At 66.9% G+C, this 18,518-nt stretch carries 11 protein-coding genes; 7 read left to right on the top strand and 4 right to left on the bottom strand.

Annotation, left to right across the window (positions count from 1 at the left end):
- Positions 1 to 69: 69 nt before the first annotated feature.
- Positions 70 to 1,422: a UDP-N-acetyl-alpha-D-muramoyl-L-alanyl-L-glutamate epimerase gene (gene murL / locus QRO95_RS13665; protein WP_049398826.1), complete on the top strand. Its 1,353-nt coding sequence runs from the start codon at positions 70 to 72 to the stop codon at positions 1,420 to 1,422.
- Complete coding sequence (gene murD, locus QRO95_RS13670; RefSeq protein WP_285302802.1) at positions 1,403 to 2,812, top strand: UDP-N-acetylmuramoyl-L-alanine--D-glutamate ligase; 1,410 nt, start codon at positions 1,403 to 1,405, stop codon at positions 2,810 to 2,812. Before murL ends, murD begins: the two co-directional genes overlap by 20 nt.
- Before the next feature lie 60 nt (positions 2,813 to 2,872).
- On the opposite strand, the gene QRO95_RS13675 is transcribed toward murD, so the two are convergent.
- Entirely contained in the window at positions 2,873 to 3,460 is a 588-nt protein-coding gene (locus QRO95_RS13675; RefSeq protein WP_285302803.1) for an SMI1/KNR4 family protein, read from the bottom strand.
- Positions 3,461 to 3,593: 133 nt separating this feature from the next.
- On the opposite strand from QRO95_RS13675, the gene QRO95_RS13680 reads away from it, so the two are divergent.
- Positions 3,594 to 4,385, top strand: a complete 792-nt coding sequence (locus QRO95_RS13680; RefSeq protein ID WP_285302804.1) for a dienelactone hydrolase family protein — start codon at positions 3,594 to 3,596, stop codon at positions 4,383 to 4,385.
- A 168-nt stretch (positions 4,386 to 4,553) separates the two neighbouring features.
- On the opposite strand, the gene QRO95_RS13685 is transcribed toward QRO95_RS13680, so the two are convergent.
- Entirely contained in the window at positions 4,554 to 5,552 is a 999-nt protein-coding gene (locus QRO95_RS13685) for a polyprenyl synthetase family protein (protein ID WP_049443874.1), read from the bottom strand.
- A gap of 214 nt (positions 5,553 to 5,766) precedes the next feature.
- Here QRO95_RS13685 and QRO95_RS13690 point away from each other — a divergent pair, with 214 nt between their 5' ends.
- The gene (locus tag QRO95_RS13690) at positions 5,767 to 7,380 is read left to right on the top strand and encodes an alpha-glucosidase (protein WP_285302805.1); all 1,614 of its coding nucleotides are present in this window, start codon (positions 5,767 to 5,769) and stop codon (positions 7,378 to 7,380) included.
- 257 nt (positions 7,381 to 7,637) lie between these two features.
- Here the strand turns inward: QRO95_RS13690 and QRO95_RS13695 are convergent, their stop codons facing one another.
- Together QRO95_RS13695 and QRO95_RS13700 are read right to left on the bottom strand one after the other, a co-directional pair.
- Positions 7,638 to 10,406: a TonB-dependent receptor gene (locus QRO95_RS13695; RefSeq protein WP_285302806.1), complete on the bottom strand. Its 2,769-nt coding sequence runs from the start codon at positions 10,404 to 10,406 to the stop codon at positions 7,638 to 7,640.
- Between the two features lie 251 nt (positions 10,407 to 10,657).
- On the bottom strand, positions 10,658 to 12,709 hold the full coding sequence (locus QRO95_RS13700; RefSeq protein WP_285302807.1) for a glycoside hydrolase family 97 protein: 2,052 nt from the start codon (positions 12,707 to 12,709) through the stop codon (positions 10,658 to 10,660).
- Between the two features lie 237 nt (positions 12,710 to 12,946).
- Here QRO95_RS13700 and QRO95_RS13705 point away from each other — a divergent pair, with 237 nt between their 5' ends.
- From QRO95_RS13705 to QRO95_RS13715, 3 genes are read left to right on the top strand one after another with little or no spacing between them, the layout of a single operon-like run.
- Positions 12,947 to 15,139, top strand: coding sequence for a Six-hairpin glycosidase-like protein (locus QRO95_RS13705; RefSeq protein WP_285302808.1), 2,193 nt, complete (start codon positions 12,947 to 12,949; stop codon positions 15,137 to 15,139).
- On the top strand, positions 15,136 to 16,623 hold the full coding sequence (locus QRO95_RS13710) for an MFS transporter (RefSeq protein WP_107433653.1): 1,488 nt from the start codon (positions 15,136 to 15,138) through the stop codon (positions 16,621 to 16,623). The genes QRO95_RS13705 and QRO95_RS13710 overlap by 4 nt, the downstream gene beginning before the upstream one ends.
- Complete coding sequence (locus QRO95_RS13715; RefSeq protein ID WP_285302809.1) at positions 16,623 to 18,338, top strand: alpha-amylase family glycosyl hydrolase; 1,716 nt, start codon at positions 16,623 to 16,625, stop codon at positions 18,336 to 18,338. Before QRO95_RS13710 ends, QRO95_RS13715 begins: the two co-directional genes overlap by 1 nt.
- The last annotated feature ends 180 nt before the right edge of the window (positions 18,339 to 18,518 follow it).

Below are 18,518 nucleotides of genomic sequence, written 5' to 3' on the forward strand. Positions count from 1 at the left end.
GCGCGCCCTGCACCCGCCCACCGACACGCCCCGCGCCATCGCGCGGGCCCGTGCCTGACCGGATACACCATGACTGCTTTCGACAAACACCAGGTTTCCCGCTTCCGCTTCGTCCGCTGCGAATTCGCCGCGGACACCGGCGTGGCCAAGCTGGTCTACGCCTTTGATGATGGCCCGGAGATGGTGGAAACCATCACCGTGCCGGGCGCCCCGTTCGTGCTGGACGAAGCGCGTACCGCCGCTGTGCAGCGCGCGCTGCAGCTGCTGCACCTGATCGCCGGTGTCAGCTACTACAAGGCGGGCGTGCCGGAGACGGTCAGCATCGACAGCTACGCCATCGATGCCGATACCGCTGCGCTGGTGGAGACGGTCTACCTCAATGGCCTGGGTGAATTTGCCTACCGCAACGGCCTGAACCTGCGCGGGCGCTTCCGCCTGCCGGTGCAGGGCGAGGCAGTGCAGGCGCCGGTGCTGGGCCTGCAGCCGCACGCGCTGGTGGCGATCGGTGGCGGCAAGGATTCGCTGGTCAGCATCGAAGCGCTGCGCCGTGCCGGCGTGGACGAGACGGTGACCTGGATCGGTGGCTCGCAGCTGATCCGTGCCTGCGCCGAACGCACCGGCCTGCCGACGCTGAACCTGGGCCGCGCGCTGGCGCCGGAACTGTTCGAGCTCAACCGTCAGGGTGCGTGGAACGGGCATATCCCGGTCACTGCGGTGAACTCGGCGATCATGGTGCTGGCCGCGCTGCTGCAGGGCGTGGACCAGGTGGTGTTCTCCAACGAACGTTCGGCCAGCTACGGCAGCCAGATTCCGGGCACCGGCGAAGTGAACCACCAGTGGTCCAAGGGCTGGGCATTCGAGCAGGCGTTCGGCAGCCATGTGCAGACGCACGTAGCGGCGGACCTGCAGTACTACTCGCTGCTGCGCCCGATGTCGGAGCTGGCAGTGGCCCGCCAGTTCGCCAAGACCGATTTCTACGACGCGCATTTCTCCAGCTGCAACCGCAACTTCCACATCCTCGGCGAGCGCCCGGTGAACCGCTGGTGCGGCGTCTGCCCGAAGTGCCATTTCGTGTTCCTGGCGCTGGCCCCGTTCATGCCGAAGACGCGCCTGGTGCGCATCTTCGGCCGCAACCTGCTGGACGATGCCGAGCAGGCCGGCGGCTTCGACGCGCTGCTGGAATTCCAGGACCACAAGCCGTTCGAGTGCGTGGGCGAAGGCCGCGAATCGCGTGCGGCGATGGCGACCCTGGCGCAGCGCCCGGAGTGGAAGGAAGACGTGCTGGTGAAGCGCTTCTGCAATGAGATCCAGCCGCAGCTGGATGCCGCCGAACTGGAACTGGCACCGCTGCTGCAGCTGCAGGGCGAGCACCGCGTTCCGGCTGCGCTGTGGGAACGGGTGCGTGAAGATTTCGAAGCTTGAAGGAAAGCGCGTCGCGCTGTGGGGCTGGGGCCGTGAGGGCCGCGCCGCGTTTGCGGTGCTGCGCGAGCGCCTGCCCACGCTGCCGCTGAGCCTGTTCTGCCCTGCGGCCGAAGTGGAGGCCGCGCATGCGGAAACACAGGGCGTGCTGGACGTGCGTGGCGAGCCTTCCGCTGAAGCGCTGGCCGCGTTCGATGTGGTGATCAAATCGCCCGGCATCAGCCCGTACCAGCCGATCGCGCTGGCCGCGGCGGCGCAGGGCACCACTTTCATCGGTGGCACTGCGCTGTGGTTCGCCGAGCATGCGGGTGCCGATGGCATCGTGCACGACACCGTGTGTGTGACCGGTACCAAAGGCAAGAGCACCACCACCGCGCTGGTCGCGCACCTGTTGCGCGCGGCCGGCCACCGCACCGGCCTGGTCGGCAACATCGGCCTGCCGCTGCTGGAAGTGCTGGACCCGCAGCCCGCACCCGCGTACTGGGCGGTGGAACTGTCCAGCTACCAGACCGGCGAAGTGGCGCGCAGTGGCGCCCATCCGCAGGTGGCGGTGGTGCTGAACCTGTTCCCGGAGCACCTGGATTGGCACGGCAGCGAGCAGCGTTACATCGAGGACAAGCTGCGGCTGGTGACTGAAGCCGCACCGCGCATCGCCGTGCTCAATGCCGCCGATCCGCATCTGGCTGCGCTGTCGCTGCCCGATAGCGAAGTGGTCTGGTTCAACCAGCCGCAGGGCTGGCATATGCGCGGTGACATCGTGCATCGCGGCGAGCAGGCCGTGTTCGATACCCGCAACACGCCGCTGCCGGGTCGCCACAACCGCGGCAACCTTTGTGCGGTACTGGCGGCGCTGGAAGCGCTGGGGCTGGACGCCGTGGCGCTGGCACCGGCGGTGCAGGATTTCCGTCCGCTGCCGAATCGCCTGCAGCGCATCGGCGCGGCCGATGGCCTGACCTACGTCAACGATTCGATCAGCACCACGCCGCATGCCAGCCTGGCCGCGCTGGAGTGCTTCGCCGGCCAGCGCATCGCGCTGCTGGTGGGCGGGCATGACCGTGGCCTGGACTGGACCGATTTCATGCAGCACATGGCGCACGACGTGCCGCCGGTGGAGATCGTGACGATGGGCAGCAACGGCCCGCGCATCCACGCGATGCTGCAGCCGCTGGCCGATGCCGGTCGCTTCGGTCTGCACGCGGCGGCGGATCTGCCCGAGGCAATGGCGCTGGCACGTGCCGCGCTGGGTTCTGAGGGCGGGGTGGTATTGCTGTCGCCGGGCGCGCCTAGTTTCGGCGCCTACCGTGACTACGTGGCGCGTGGCCGCCATTTCGCTGAGCTGGCTGGGTTTGACCCGGAGAGCATCAGCGCGATTCCCGGGCTGGGTATCGCTTGAAGGTAGTGCCGGCCGCTGGCCGGCAACCTCCGGAGAAATTCATCCACGCATGGCGTGGATCTACTGCTCCTCATCGATGAACGCGTAGCCGCCTTCGATCAGCTGCTGCAGGTACGCATCGAAGCTGGGCGCGATCACCGCATAGCTGTCCGGATCGTGCAGGTAGCGCACCACCTGGCCGACCGCGCCGCCCGGCGCGGGATCAAAATCCAGGTACAGCATCGAGGTGCCGCCGTTGTTCATGCAGTGCGAGAAGCACAGGCGGCGGTTCATCGGCAGATCGGCGTCGATGCCCTCACCCAGGATCTCCGGCTCGTCATCCAGCCACTCTTCGTAGATGGAACGGATGCTGTCGTCCCACTGCTGCTGGTCCTCGAAGATCTGCGCGACCGAGCGCAGGTAGTAGGGGTAATCGCCCACATCTGAACCCAGCATCAGCACGCAGACCTCGCCGCCGGGGTACTCGCGGAAATGGGTGCCATCCACGCGGGACAACAGTTCCGCCAGGCTGTCCGGCACCTGCGGCCACTGCGCACGCAGGCGCTGCAGGTCTTCGGCGCTGGCGCCCTGGACCCAAGCCCACTGGGCGGCATCGTCGGCAGGCAGACGCGGAACAAGGCCAGACAGGAAGCGATCAACAAGATTCATGCGAAAAAAGGGGACGGAGGGGATTAAGTCGTATCCAACCACACCTGCGTCACGTCGCCAATGCAGAATGCGACGCGGGAGGGGCGAATACGGCTTAATCCCCTCCGTCCCCTTTTTCTTGCGGAGCAGGCGCATGAATCGTTGGCGATGCGGTGTGGCGGTGGTTCTGGGGCTGGCGGCGATGCCGGCGTGGGCGGCGATGAAGACGCAGCCGGTGGAGTGGAAGCACCAGGGCACGACTTTCAGCGGCGTGCTGGTCTATGACGACGGCGACAACGATAAGCGCCCCGGGCTGGTGATGGTGCCGAACTGGAAAGGCGTGAACGAGTCGGCCATCGAGAAGGCCAAGCAGCTGGCCGGCGATGACTACGTGGTGCTGGTGGCCGATGTGTACGGCAAGGGCGTGCGGCCGAAGACCGACGCCGAGGCCGGACCGGTGGCCAGTAAGCTGCGCAACGACCGGCCGCTGCTGCGTGCGCGCGCGCTGGAGGCGGTGAACGTGCTCAAGGCTCAGGCTGGCAAGGTGCCGCTGGATACCCGTCGGATCGGTGCGGTCGGCTTCTGTTTCGGCGGCACCACGGTGCTGGAACTGGCCCGTGCCGGCGCGCCGCTGGCAGGGGTGGTCAGCCTGCACGGCGGGCTGGGTTCGCCGCTGCCGGCGCAGGCTGGTGGCAGCCACCCGTCGGTGCTGGTGCTCAATGGCGCCGACGACACCAGCGTGACCGCCGAGGACATCGGCAGCTTCCAGAAAGAAATGAACGCGGCCAAGGTCGATTGGGAATTCACCAACTACAGCGGCGCGGTGCACTGCTTTGCCGAGCGCGATGCCAACAGCCCGCCGGGCTGCCAGTACAACGAGCGCGCGGCGAAGCGTGCGTGGAAGGCGCTGGATGAGTTCTTCGAGGAGCGCTTCGAGAAACGTTGAACCGTGCAGCGGTAGTGCCGGCCGCTGGCCGGCATTCCCGTGACATCCGCAGCATCATGAGGTTGCCGGCCAGCGGCCGGCACTACAATGCGGTAAACGCGATCGGTCGGCACCCACCGGAATGCCGGTTTAGTGGGTGCCGACCGTTGGTCGGCACGCCTCAACCCATCAATGCGAGCGCTGCACCGCGTAGCGGGCCAGGCCGCGCAGGGCAGCCACGGCATCATTGTCGGCCAGGCCATCGAGCGCGCGCTCGGCGGCTTCGGCATATTCCTCGGCACGCGCGCGGCTGTACTCCAGCCCGCCGGTAGCGCGGATCGCGGCCAGCACTTCCGGCATCGCCGAGGCGTCGCCGTCCTGCACGATGGTGCGCAGGCGCTCGCGGGTGGCGTCGTCGGAGTGCGCCATCGCGTGGATCAGGGGCAGCGTGGCCTTGCCCTCGGCGAGGTCGTCACCCAGGTTCTTGCCCAGCTCCTCGGCATTGGCCGAATAGTCCAGCACGTCGTCGGCAATCTGGAACGCGTAGCCCAGGTGCATGCCGTAGTCGAACAGGGCCTGCTGGGTGGCTTCATCCACGCCGCTGGCCAGCGCGCCCAGGCGGGTGCCGGCGGCGAACAGCACCGCGGTCTTGCGCTCGATCACGCGCAGGTAGGCGGCTTCGTCGGTATCCGGGTTGTGCACGTGCAGCAGCTGCAGCACTTCACCCTCGGCGATGCGGTTGGTGGCATCGGCCAGGATCTGCATCACCGACATGCGCTCCAGCTCGACCATCAGCTGGAAGCTGCGCGAGTACAGGAAGTCGCCGACCAGCACGCTGGGCGCGTTGCCCCACAGGGCGTTGGCGGTGCTGCGGCCACGGCGCAGGCTGGATTCGTCCACCACGTCGTCGTGCAGCAGGGTGGAGGTGTGGATGAACTCGATGATCGCCGCCAGCTGGTGGTGGTCCGGGCCGGCCTGGCCGACCGCATGGCCGGCCAGCATCACCAGCATCGGGCGCAGGCGTTTGCCGCCGGCGGAAATGATGTGATCGGCGATCTGGTTGATCAGCACGACGTCCGAGGACAGGCGGCGCCGGATCAGGGCGTCGACGGCGGCCATGTCGGCCGCGGCAAGCGACTGGATCTGGGGCAGGCCCAGGGCGGGACGGGTGTCTTCGGTGATGGTCATGCGATCAGGCTTTCAGGCTCATCGCTGATTATAGGCGTTGCCTGTGAATTCGGGCGCAAACCGGGCAGGCCGGCGTCTGCGGCCCGGCCACGGATGCCGCCTGCGTGAATACGTATGCAGGTTGCGCCATGCCCGTGAGGCCACCGCTAAGCTTGCGGCATCAGGATTTCGGCCCGCTCCCGGCGGGTCCCGCACGCCCGGAGGGGGGCTGTCGATGTCGCACTATCCATGGTGGCGCGGAGCCGTCATCTACCAGATCTACCCGCGCAGTTTCCTTGACGCCAACGGCGACGGGGTAGGCGACCTGCCGGGCATCATCCAGCGCCTGGACCACATCGCAACGCTGGGCGTGGACGCGATCTGGATCTCGCCGTTCTTCAAATCGCCGATGGCCGACTTCGGCTACGACATCGCCGACTACCGCGACGTCGACCCGCTGTTCGGCAGCCTGGACGACTTCGACCGCCTGCTGGCCAAGGCGCACGGTCTGGGCCTGAAGGTGATGATCGACCAGGTGCTGAGCCATACCTCGATCGAGCACGCCTGGTTCCGCGAGAGCCGCCAGGACCGGACCAACCCCAAGGCCGACTGGTACGTGTGGGCGGACCCGCGCGAGGACGGCACGCCGCCCAACAACTGGCTGTCGCTGTTCGGCGGCGGCGCCTGGCAGTGGGAGCCGCGCCGAGAGCAGTACTACCTGCACAACTTCCTGGTCGACCAGCCGGACCTGAACTTCCATCACCCGGACGTGCAGCAGGCCACCCTGGACAACGTGCGCTTCTGGCTGGACCGCGGCGTGGATGGCTTCCGCCTGGATGCGATCAACTTCTGCTTCCATGACGCGCAGCTGCGCGACAACCCGGCCAAGCCGGCGGAGAAGCGCTTCGGTCGCGGCTTCAGCCCGGACAACCCGTACGCCTACCAGTACCACTATTACAACAACACCCAGCCGGAGAACCTGCCGTTCCTGGAGAGGCTGCGCGCGCTGCTGGACGAGTATCCGGGGGCGGTCAGCCTGGGCGAGATCTCCTCGGAGGACTCGCTGGCCACCACCGCCGAGTACACCCGGGATGGTCGTCTGCACATGGGCTACAGCTTCGAGCTGCTGGTGGACGACTACAGCGCGGCCTATATCCGCGACACGGTCTCGCGGCTGGAAGCGGCGATGATCGAAGGCTGGCCGTGCTGGGCGGTTTCGAATCACGACGTGGAGCGGGCGGTCAGCCGCTGGGGCGGCCACCCGGCTGACCCGCGCCTGGCGAGGATGCTGGTGGCGATGCTGTGCTCGCTGCGCGGCTCGGTCTGCCTGTACCAGGGCGAGGAACTGGGCCTGGCCGAGGCCGAGGTGCCGTTCGAGGCCCTGCAGGACCCCTATGGCATCACCTTCTGGCCCAACTTCAAGGGCCGCGATGGCTGCCGGACCCCACTGCCGTGGACCGACGCGCCGCTGGCCGGTTTCACCGCCGGCCAGCCGTGGCTGCCGATTCCGCCCGAGCACCGCGCCGCGGCCGTGGCGGTGCAGGAGCGCGACCCGGACTCGGTCCTGGCTGCGTTCCGCGGGTTCCTGGCCTGGCGGCATAGCCAGCCGGCACTCCTGCATGGCAGCATCCGATTCATCGAAAGCGCCGAGCCAGTGCTGCTGTTCGAGCGTATGCTTGCAGATGAAACCCTCCTGCTGGCCTTCAACCTGTCGGCCGAGGCGGTGAACCATCCGCTGCCGCCGGGCAACTGGCAGCAGGTGGCGGTGCCGGGCCCGGATGCGGGCACGGTGCAGGGCAATGAACTCCGGCTGCCGCCGCGCGCGGTGTATTGCGCCCGACGCAGCTGACCGTTTTCTCCGGTGGCGGTACTTGCGGGGACGGGGCCGAAGCGCCCCGTCCCTTTTTTGTGGGTGGGCTTCCGGTGAAGGGCATCCACGCATGGCGTGGATCTACTGGGGATGGCCCTTATCCACGCCATGCGTGGATGGGCCTCGCCGACCAACGGCCGGCATGCGCGCAAAAGAAAACCCGCTGCCTGCGTAGCGGGTTTCCGGTCCTGCTCCCCTTGTGCTGCCGGCCAGCGGCCGGCACTACCCGGTCGTGGTCAGAACTTGTAGTTCACGCCCAGCATGTAGGTGCGGCCCCACTCGATGTATTCCAGCGGGCGGTCCTTGCTGCCGGCGTAGGTGCGGTACGGCTCGTTGGTCAGGTTGCTGCCCTGCAGCAGCAGGGTCAGCCCGCGCAGGCTGCTGCTGTCGCTGAAGGTGTAGCTGACCTGTGCATCGGTCACGTTCTCGCCCACCACGTAGCGCAGCGTGCGATTGCCGTTGAAGTTGCCGATCTCACCGATGAAGTCCGAACGGCGGCGCTGGCTCACACGTGCTTCAAAGCCGCTGCGCTCGTAGTAGGCGGTGAAGTTGTACACGCGCTTGGACAGTCCCGGCAGGCTGATCGGGTCGGTGCCCACACTGGAGGCGCTCTCCGGATCCAGGATGGTGATGTCGCTCTTGTTGAAGGTCGCGCTGGCCTGCACGCCGAAGCCGCGCAGGCTGTCGGTCAGCATCTCCAGCGGGAACGACCCGGTCAGCTCCAGCCCCTTCAACGTGCCGCCCTTGCCGTTCTGCGGCGTGGAGAAGGTGCCGGTGGTCAGCACCGGTGCGGTCATGCCCGGCGGTGGCACGTAGTTGCCGAGCAGGCCGCTGAAGTCGTAGTTGTCCATCGACTGCGTGTAGACGTAGCTCTTCAGGTCCTTGTAGAAGATCGCCGCAGCCACGTAGGCCTTCTCGCCGAAGTACTTCTCATAGGACAGATCCAGCGCGGTGGCGCGCCACGGATCCAGCAGCGGATTGCCACCGCTGCCACCGGGGCGGCCGTTGTTGGTATCCACGCCGAATTCCAGGCCGGCACGCATCTGGTCCACGCGCGGGCGCGCGACCTGCTTGGCGGCGGCGAAGCGCAGCGTCTGCTGGTGCGGGAACATGAACACCAGGTTCAAGCTCGGCAGCCAATCCTTGTAGGTCTTGCCGGCAGAGAAGGGCTGGATGTTGCTGCCCGCCGGCTGCGAGCTGTCCCAGTAGCGCGAGTCCGAGCTCTGGTCGGTGTGCTGCATCTGCACGCCGATGTTGCCGCGCACGCCGACCACGCCGATGTCGGTATTGATGTTCAGGCGTGCCCACGCCGTGGTGATCTTCTCCTCGACCGTCCACGACTTGGGAATCAGGTAGTCCAGGTTGTCGACCGGGTTGAAGGTCATGTAACGACCGACGGCTGCCGGCACATTCCACGACGGGATGTAGCCGATGCCGGCGAAACCGAGGTTGACCGGGCGGTACTGCAGGTCCGGTGCGATGGTGGATTCGCCTTGGGCGCCGAGCAGGATGTTGCCTTCGGCCTGGGCCTTCTGCTTGCGACGGTCGGCATAGTTCACGCCCACGTCCACATCCGAGAACCAGCTGGACATGGCCTCGGGAACCGGCAGCGTCGCCGCCAGCTTGGCGCCCTTCAAGCGGTCTTCGACCTCTGGCACCTTGCCGTAGCCGGAACCATAGATCGTGTTGGTCAGGAACAGGCTGTCCGGATTGGAATAGTCGCGCCCCGGCGTGATCTGCGAGAAGCTGTTGTTGTTCACCACCAGCCCGATCGTGTCGAACTGCGGGCGCGGCACCAGCTGCAGGTTGTTTTCCAGGTTGATCTCGCGGCGGGTCGCCTTGGAGTAGTTCAGGTCGGCGACCAGCTTCACGCCACCGACGTTGAACTCGTTGTTCCAGCCGAACGCATCGATCTTGTCCTTGCGCTTGTTGTACATGCCGCGCACCAGCGGGTATGCATTGTTGATCGTGCCGCCGGTGAAGCTGCCATCGGCATTGCGGCCGACATTGCTGAACACCGGCAGGATCGCGTTGGGGTTGTTGCTGTCCTCGCCGTTGCCGCTGAGGCTCAGCTCGAACTGGTTGGCGGTGTCGATCTGCTCGGCTTCGGTGTGGAACGCATCGAAGGTGCTGGTCCAGCTGTTGCTGGGGCGGAACTGGATCGTTGCCATCACGCCGTCGCGCTTGTTGTTGCCGGTGCGACGCAGGGCCTTGATGCCATCGGTGAAGTAGGTGCCAGGTGCGATTCCGCGACGCTCGCCCTTGTCGGTGTGTTCGGTGGTCCAGGGCTCGTACAGGCCGACCTGGTTCTCCTGGATCGGCATGTCGCTGTGCGCATAACCAATGGCGATGCCCAGGGTGTTGTCGAAGAACTGGTCGATGTAGCTGGCGCTGAAACGGTTGCCATACGGGTCGATGTTGGCAGCGCGGCCCAGGGAGCTCTTCTGGTAGCGGCCGCTGACCGCGATCACGCGCTCGCCGAAGCTGAGCGGGCGTGCGGTCTGCATGTCGATGGTGCCCGACAGGCCCTGCCCGACCAGCGCCGCGTCCGGGGTCTTGTACACGGTCACGCCGTTGACCAGCTCGGACGGGTACTGGTCGAATTCGACGCCGCGGTTGTCGCCGGTGCTGACCACTTCACGGCCATTGAGCAGGGTGGTGGCGAAGTCGGGCGACAGGCCACGCACACTGATCACCTGCGCACGGCCGGCCACGCGCTGGGCAGCCAGGCCGGGCAGGCGCGAGATGGATTCGGCGATGCTGACGTCGGGCAGTTTGCCGATGTCTTCGGCGGAGATCGCTTCGACCACCGAGGTGGCGTCCTGCTTGATCGCGATTGCGTTCTCGATGCCGCGGCGGATGCCGGTGACCTGCACCGTATCCAGGTTGGTGGCGGCGGTGGCGGCCGGCGTGGTGGTGCTCTGCGTGGACTGTGCCGACGCCAGCGTCGGCGCCAGGACAACGGCCAGCGCGATGCTCAGCGCGCTGCGCTTGTGGTTCAACATTTTCCCCTCCCAGGCAATGTTGCAGATCGATTCGTGAACGTCCCGGAGTGACCGTGGACGTGCGACGCGGTGGCCGCTGTCGTCGCCGCTATGGTAGGCAGCGCGTTCTTCGCGGGAATCACCCTGCATACGTATTCAATGGCGTTTGCAGGGGTGTAATCGCTTTCAGGTACCTCGTGCGGTAGTGCCGGCCGCTGGCCGGCAATCACGATCACCGGGTTGCCGGCCAGCGGCCGGCACTACCGGGGCATTCAAAGCGGCGTGAAACGGATGGCCTGCCCGCCACCCGGCGCAAGCACCAGCGTCAGTGCGTCGGCGCTGGTCACCTCTCGGGTTTCGCGCGCGAATGCGAAGGGATTGCTGCGGAAATCCGCGCCCTCGCCATCGCGGTAGATCTCGGCGCGGTAGCGCACGCCCGGTTCCAGGAAGCCCAGCGACACCGGCAGCACACGGCCGTGCTCGTCGGTGATGCTGCCGAGGAACCAGTCGCGGCTGTTGCGGTCGCGGCGCACGATCGTCACGTAGTCGCCCACTTCGCCATCGAGCACGCGGCTCTGCTCCCAGTCCACCGCGACGTCTTCGATGAAGCGGAATGCCTGGCGATGCTGCAGGTAGTGCTCGGGCAGGTCGGCGGCCATCTGGATCGGGCTGTACAGCACCACGTACAGCGCCAGCTGGCGTGCCAGCGTGCTGGGAATGGCCTGGCCGTGGCGGCCCTTCAGGCTGAGGATGCCGGGGGTGTAATCCATCGGCCCGGCCAGCATGCGGGTGAACACCAGGTTGACCTCATGTTCCGGCGGGTTCGGCGGCTGGCCCCAGGCGTTGTACTCCATGCCACGTGCGCCTTCGCGCGAGATCCAGTTGGGATAGGTGCGGCGCAGGCCGGTGTCCTTGATCGGCTCATGCGGGTTCACCGACAGATGGCGGCGCGCTGCTTCCTGCACCACCGTCAGATGGTGGCGGGCCATGAACTGACCGTCGTGCCACTCGCGCCACCGCGGGCCGCCCGAGGGATTGCGGCGGTCGACCTGGCCGTCGTCACAGACGTAGCCGGTCTTGAACTGGTCCACGCCCAGCCGCGCGTACAGGTCCAGCGCAGCGTCCAGCTGCTCCTCGTAGTGCTCGATGGCGCAGCCGGTTTCATGGTGGCCGATCAGGTGCACGCCCTTGTTCAGGCCATACGCCGACAGCGCTTCAATGTCGAAATCGGGCGTGGCACGGGTGAAATCGAAGTCGTAGCCATTGCCCACCCACATGCCGTCCCAGCCCGGATTCCAGCCTTCCACCAGCACGCCACGGAAGCCGTGCGCGGCGGCGAAGTCGATCACCTTCTTCGTCTTGGCGGTGGTGGCCGCATGCTTCGGCCCGGTCGCCCAGCTCTCGTTGTCCAGGTGCATCGACCACCACACCCCCAGGTACTTGGCCGGCTTCACCCAGCTCACATCACCCAGCGCATTGGGTTCGTTGAGGTTGAGGATCAGGTCCGATTCGACCAGGCCGCCGGCACGGTCGGCAATCTGCAGCGTGCGCCACGGCGTGGCGAAGGGCAGGGCACGGCGCACCTTCCAGCCTTCGGCCGAGGGCGACAGCTGCGCGCGCAGGCGCTGGCCCTCGGTTCGCCGCAGCCACATGCCGGCATAGTCCACCAGCGCGGCCTCGTGGATCGCCACGTGCAGGCCATCGCGGCTGCGCAGGGTCATCGGCGTATGCACCAGCGGAACCTCGCGCAGCGGCGTGCGCTGGTACAGGTACTCGTAGTGGATCGGTTCGCCGGCAGGGATCCACCACGCGGTGGAATCCTGAGCGATGGCGAACTCGGTCAGCTCGTCATCGATGATGGCTTCGCGCAGGTTCGGCTGCTCGGGGAATACGTAGCGGAAGCCGAGGCCATCGTCGTACACGCGGAACACCACATCCAGCCGGCGCTTGCTGCCGGTGGTCTCGGCCAGCTGCACGGTCAGTTCGTTGAAGTGGTTGCGGGTGAGCCGGCGTTCGCCCCAGGGCTGTTCCCAGTTGTCATCGACGCTGCGTTGCTGTTGGCCGAGCAGGGCGAAATCCCGGTCCAGGCGCCCATCGCGCAAGGCAAAGCCCAGCTTCGAATCTTCCACCACGGTCTCGCCGAAACGCTCGACGCGATAGCGCGCGGTGCCACCGTCCAGCACCAGGCTGACCTTGAGCACCTTTCCCGGTGATTCGACGCTGGCCACCTGCGGCGCGGCCTGCGCCAGCGTGGCCAGGCCCAGCAGAGCCAGACCGAGCAGGTGCGCGAACACCGCGCGTACAGCAGTGGGTGACATCGGCATTTCCCCTCCCAAGGCGCCGTTGGCAGACCCGGACCATAAGCCAGCACGGCAGGCGCGCTACCGTGTGGTGCCATGAATACGTATGCAGCTGGACGCAGCCGACAGCACCGCGTCTACCATGGGGCCAAGGCACCTTGAGGGAGGGGCCGCGCCCGCCCGCCGGCAACGACGGTGCGGACCTACAACGCGTGCAGAGAGGGAGGGAGGCCGACGGGCGCAAGCCGGTCCGCCGCTTCGATGCTGAAGATCATTTGCCTGACCGCTGCCCTGGGGGCAGCGCTGGGATCGACCGCGCAGGCGGCCGACCTGCAATTCGACGGCCGCCATGCGCGCGCCGAAGCCGCTGCCAAGGGCAGCTACGTGCTGCATGCGCCGAAGGCTGAGGTGCGTATCGCGCCCATGCCGATGCGCAGCCAGACCGGCAGCGTGATGTTCGATGCACTGTTCGCGCTGGCCCAGCAGGAGATGGACCAGGACCGCGTGGATGCGATCCGCGATCCCGCGTTCGACGAAGGCCGGCCGGTGCCATGCGAGTGCTTCCAGACCGGCGCGCGCTGGCCCTACGTGTGGACCCGCGATGTCAGCTTCGCCGCCGACCTGGCGCTGGCGCGGCTGGACCCGCAGCGCACCCGGCAGTCGCTGCAGTTCAAGCTCTCGGCAGCGCGCGATGGCCATACGCCCGGCCTGTTCGTCGCGCAGGACACCGGTTCCGGCGGCAGCTGGCCGATCAGCAGCGACCGGGTGGTGTGGTTCCTGGCGGCACGCCACCTGCTGGACGATCGCGCGTTTGCCGACCAGGTCTGGCAGGCGCTGCAGGGCACGCTGGCGCAGGACCGCGCGATGGTGTTCGACGCGCAGGTGGGCCTGTACCGTGGTGAGACCTCGTTCCTGGACTGGCGCGAGCAGACCTATCCGGACTGGACCCGCGAGGACGTGCGCTTCATCGGTGATTCCTACGCACTGTCCACCAACGTGCTGCACTACCAGGCACTGCGCCTGGCCGAACGCCTGGCCGGCCAGCACGGCGACGCCCGCGCGGCCGAGTACAAGGTGTGGGCCGATGCGCTGGCGCAGCAGATCGATGCACGCTTCTGGCGCGAGGACATGGGCCAGTACATGAGCTACATCGGCGAAGCCGCGCACCCGGTGCCGTACGCCAAGGTCGATCTGCTCGGGCTGTCGCTGGGCATCCTCGCCGAGGTGCTGCCGGCCGAGCGTGCGCGCCGTGCGCTGGCCGCCTACCCGATGGGGCCGGCCGGCAGTCCGGTGGTGTGGCCGCAGGAGTCGCAGCAGCCGATCTACCACAACCGCGCGATCTGGCCGTTTGTCAGCGCGTACTTTCTGCGTGCGGCGCGGCAGCTGGACGATGCGCCGCGCATCGCCGCTGAGATCCGTTCGCTGATGCAGGGCGCTGCGCTGGCCGGTTCCAACATGGAAAACTACGAACTGGTCAGCCAGGCCGTGCATGTCGAGGAAGGTGCGCTGAGCGGCCCGGTGGTCAACTCCGAACGCCAGCTGTGGTCGGTGGCCGGGTATCTGTCGATGGTGGTCGAAGGCGTGTTCGGTGTGCAGGACGATGGCCGCATGCAGCCCAAACTGCCGGCGGTGCTGGTGCCGGAGCTGTTCGGCACGCACCCCCGCATCACGCTGGAAGCCAACGGCAGGCGCTATGTGCTGGAGCGCCCGCAGAACGTGGGCGATGGCCTGCTGGTGGCCGGCAGCACCATCACACGTGGCACGACTACCACGGTGCAGCTGGTCGCTGCCCCGGCCGCAACCGGTTTTTCTGCCACGACTGCGGATGCCAACGCGCGTGCGCCCGCAACACCGGCGGCACCGCAGGCCCTGCGCATGGGCACGGGCTGGAACGTTCCGGTGCAAGCCGAGCAGGTTCTGTGGAAGGACGGCAGGGCCCTCGTCGCCAGCAATGGCCAGGTGCACATCAGCGACGATGGCCTGCAGCACTGCCTCAGCCTGACCCGGCGCGAGGGTGCATTGGAATCACTGCACAGCCCGACGCTCTGCGTCGGTCCGCAGCAGGTGCTGAAGGGCGAGAAACGCTGGCAGTTCACCTCGGTCAAGGCCGGGCAGGTGCGCCTGCGCCTGCAGTACCGCAACCCGAACGGGCCGATCAACACCGGCGTCACCGCTGCGGTCAAGCAGCTGGTGCTGCAGTGCCCGGGCCAGCCATTGCAGCGGCATACGGTCACTCTGCCACACAGCGTGGCGATGCAGGACTCGACCTCGGCGACATTCACGGTGCCAAAGGGGCAGTGCACGGTCGCGCTTGAAGAGGGCTTCAACATGAGCGCGCTGCAGCACTTCGCGCACTACACGGGCGGCAAGGGCGGGCGTGATGGCGTGCTCAACCAGGCCCAGGTGCAGGCGCTGAAGGTGGCGCCGGTGGCGATGGAAGAGGGTGCACGATGAGTCGTCCCGCCAAACCGCAGCTGTCGTTCTGGCAGATCTGGAACATGTGTTTCGGCTTCCTCGGCATCCAGTTCGGATTCGCCCTGCAGAACGCCAACGCCAGCCGCATCTTCGAGACACTGGGCGCGGACATGGATGCGGTGCCCGGGCTGTGGATCGCGGCGCCACTGACTGGCCTGCTGGTGCAGCCGGTGATCGGTTACCTGTCCGATCGCACCTGGACGCGCTGGGGCCGCCGCCGCCCGTTCTTCATGATCGGTGCGGTGCTGACCACGCTGGCGCTGCTGGTGATGCCGAATTCGCCGACGCTGTGGATCGCCGCCGGTACCTTGTGGGTGCTGGACGCCTCGATCAACGTGTCGATGGAACCGTTCCGCGCCTTCGTCGGCGATCAGCTGGCGCCGCGCCAGCGTCCGGCCGGCTATGCCATGCAGAGCTTCTTCATCGGTGTGGGCGCCATCGTCGCCAGCTTCCTGCCGTTCATCCTGGCCCACTTCGGTGTTGCCAATACCGCAGCTGCCGGAGAAGTGCCCGATACCGTGCGCTATGCGTTCTACTTCGGCGCGGTGGTGCTGCTGGCGGCGATCACCTGGACGGTGGTCAGCACCCGCGAGTACTCGCCGGCGGAGCTGGCCGGGTTTGACGATGCCGAGCCGCCGGCGCACCACGCAGGGGCTGCGATCAGTGGCCCCGCACCGTGGACGCAGGTGGCGCTGTGGCTGGGGCTCGGCGTGGTGCTGGCGCTGTTGATCGCCTGGCGGCAGGGCGACAGGATGCTGTATGTGCTGGCAGGACTGTGCGCCGGCTACGGCCTGCTGCTGGCGGCCGCGCGTGCGTTGCCTGCCACGCATATGCTGGCCGCCATCGTCGGTGACCTGCGCGCGATGCCGGTGACCATGCGTCGTTTGGCGTGGGTGCAGTTCTTCTCGTGGTTCGCGCTGTTTGCGATGTGGATTTACACCACCGCCGCGGTGGCGGGTATCCACTTCGGCTCGACCGATCCGCAGTCAGCGGCCTACAACGAGGGCGCCAACTGGGTGGGCGTGCTGTTTGGTGCCTACAACGGCTTCGCTGCGCTGGCCGCGGTACTGATTCCGCCGATGGTGCGTGCGATTGGCCTGCGCTGGAGCCACCTGGTCAACCTCTGGCTGGGCGGTGCAGGTCTGGTCTCGCTGATGTTCATCCGCGACCCGCACTGGCTGCTGCTGTCGATGGTCGGCGTCGGCTTCGCCTGGGCGTCCATTCTTTCGCTGCCATACGCACTGCTGTCCGACAGCGTGCCCGCATCGAAGATGGGCGTGTACATGGGCATCTTCAATTTCTTCATCGTGATCCCGCAGCTGGTTGCGGCCAGCGCGCTCGGCTTTGCCCTGCGCGCCTGGCTGGGTGGCCAGCCGATGCATGTGCTGGTGCTGGGCGGCTGCAGCCTGTTCGTCGCCGGCCTGTGCGTGCTGCGGGTTCCGTCCCGTCCGGAGGTGGTGTGATGCGTGGTGCGCTGTCTGTTGCTGTTTCTCTGGTACTGCTGGCCGGCCATGCGACGGCCGCGCCACGCCCGGACTATGTGGGCACCACCGAGCCGTTCGCCAGCGATGCGGTGTACTTCGTGGTCACCGACCGCTTCGTCAACGGCGACCCGTCCAACGATCATCGCGACCAGGGCGGCAAGCACCGCACCTTCGATATCCCGGTGCCGTGCCCGGACAAGGTGGACGGCAATATCGGCTACCTCGGTGGCGACTTCCGCGGCGTGCTCGACAATGCGCAGTACATCCGCAACCTCGGCTTCGGCGCGGTATGGATCACGCCAATCATCGACAACCCGGACGAGGCGTTCACCGGCAGCAAGGCGATCAGCTGTACCAGCACGCTGACCGATCGCGGCAAGACCGGCTACCACGGCTACTGGGGCATCAACTTCTACAAGCTCGATGAGCACCTGCCCAGCAAGGACCTGGACTTCGCGGGGTTGACCAAGGGCCTGCATGGCGCAGGCCTGAAGGTGGTGCTGGACATCGTCGGCAACCACGGCTCGCCGGCCTGGACCATGCCGACGCGGCAGCCGCAGTTCGGCCAGATCTTCGACAAGGACGGAACGCTGATCGCCGACCACCAGAACCTGCCACCGCAGAAGCTGGATCCGAAGCACAACCCGCTGCACGCGTTCTACAACAACATCGGTCCGGTCGACGGCAAGAACGGATCGATCTTCGACGGCAACCTTGCCGAGCTGTCCGACTTCAACCAGGACAATCCGGCGGTGATGGATTATCTGGTGGGTGCTTACCTGCAGTGGACCGCGCAGGGCGTGGATGCGCTGCGCATCGATACCATCGGCTGGCTGCCGCACCCGTGGTGGCATGCCTTCGTGAAGCGCATCCGCGCCGAGCATCCGGGCATGTTCATGTTCGGCGAAGCGTTCGACTACAACGCCGCGAGCATCGCCGAACACACCTGGCCGGCCAACGCCAATGTCAGCGTGCTCGACTTCCCGCTGCGCGGCGCACTGGAGCAGACCTTCGGCACCGCCGGAAAGGGCTTCGAGACCCTGGCCGAGCCGCTGCACCTGAGCGGTGGGCCGTACGCCAACCCGTACGAGCTGATGAGCTTCTACGACAACCACGACATGCCGCGGCTGCAGGCCAGCGACAACGGCTTCATCGATGCGCACAACTGGCTGTTCACCGCGCGCGGTATTCCGGTGGTCTATTACGGCTCGGAAACCGGCTTCATGCGTGGTCGCGCCGAGCATGCCGGCAATCGTGCCTACTTCGGTCAGCCGCGCGTGGACGCTGCCCCGCAGAGCCCGATCTTCGCGCCGCTGCAGCGCATCGCCAGGCTGCGCGCAGCCACCCCGGCCCTGCAGCGCGGCCTGCAGGTGAACGAACGCCTGCAGGGCGATGAGGCGGTGTTCCTCCGCGTGCTGCAGCAGGGCGACGTGGTGCAGACCGCGCTGGTGCTGCTGAACAAGGGCGACCGGACCAGGACCCTCACCGTGTCGCGTTACGTGCAGGCGGGCCGCTGGCGCGATGCACTGGACGGCGGTTCGTTGCAGGTGGATGCATCCCTGAAGGCCGACGTGCCCGCGCACGGCGTGAAGGTGTACGTGCTTGACGCCGCCGTGCAGCAACCGGCATTGCAGGCCGAGCTGGACAAGGCGATGGCCGACCAGAAGGCGCGGGATCTGCGTCTGGGACGGTAGTGCCGGCCGCTGGCCGGCAACCCCGGATTCCTGGCTCCTGCCTACCGCTCTGGTGGGTGCCAACCTTGGTTGGCACGCTTTTCGAGCAGTCGAGCAAGCTTGTATGTTCCTTCCGGCTCCTACGCGGTATGTAGGAGCCAGGGTGGAGGGACCGTCAAGCATGCATCTGCGGATACTAGC

This window comes from Stenotrophomonas maltophilia group sp. Smal13 (assembly GCF_030236855.1).
GTDB lineage: Bacteria > Pseudomonadota > Gammaproteobacteria > Xanthomonadales > Xanthomonadaceae > Stenotrophomonas > Stenotrophomonas maltophilia_A.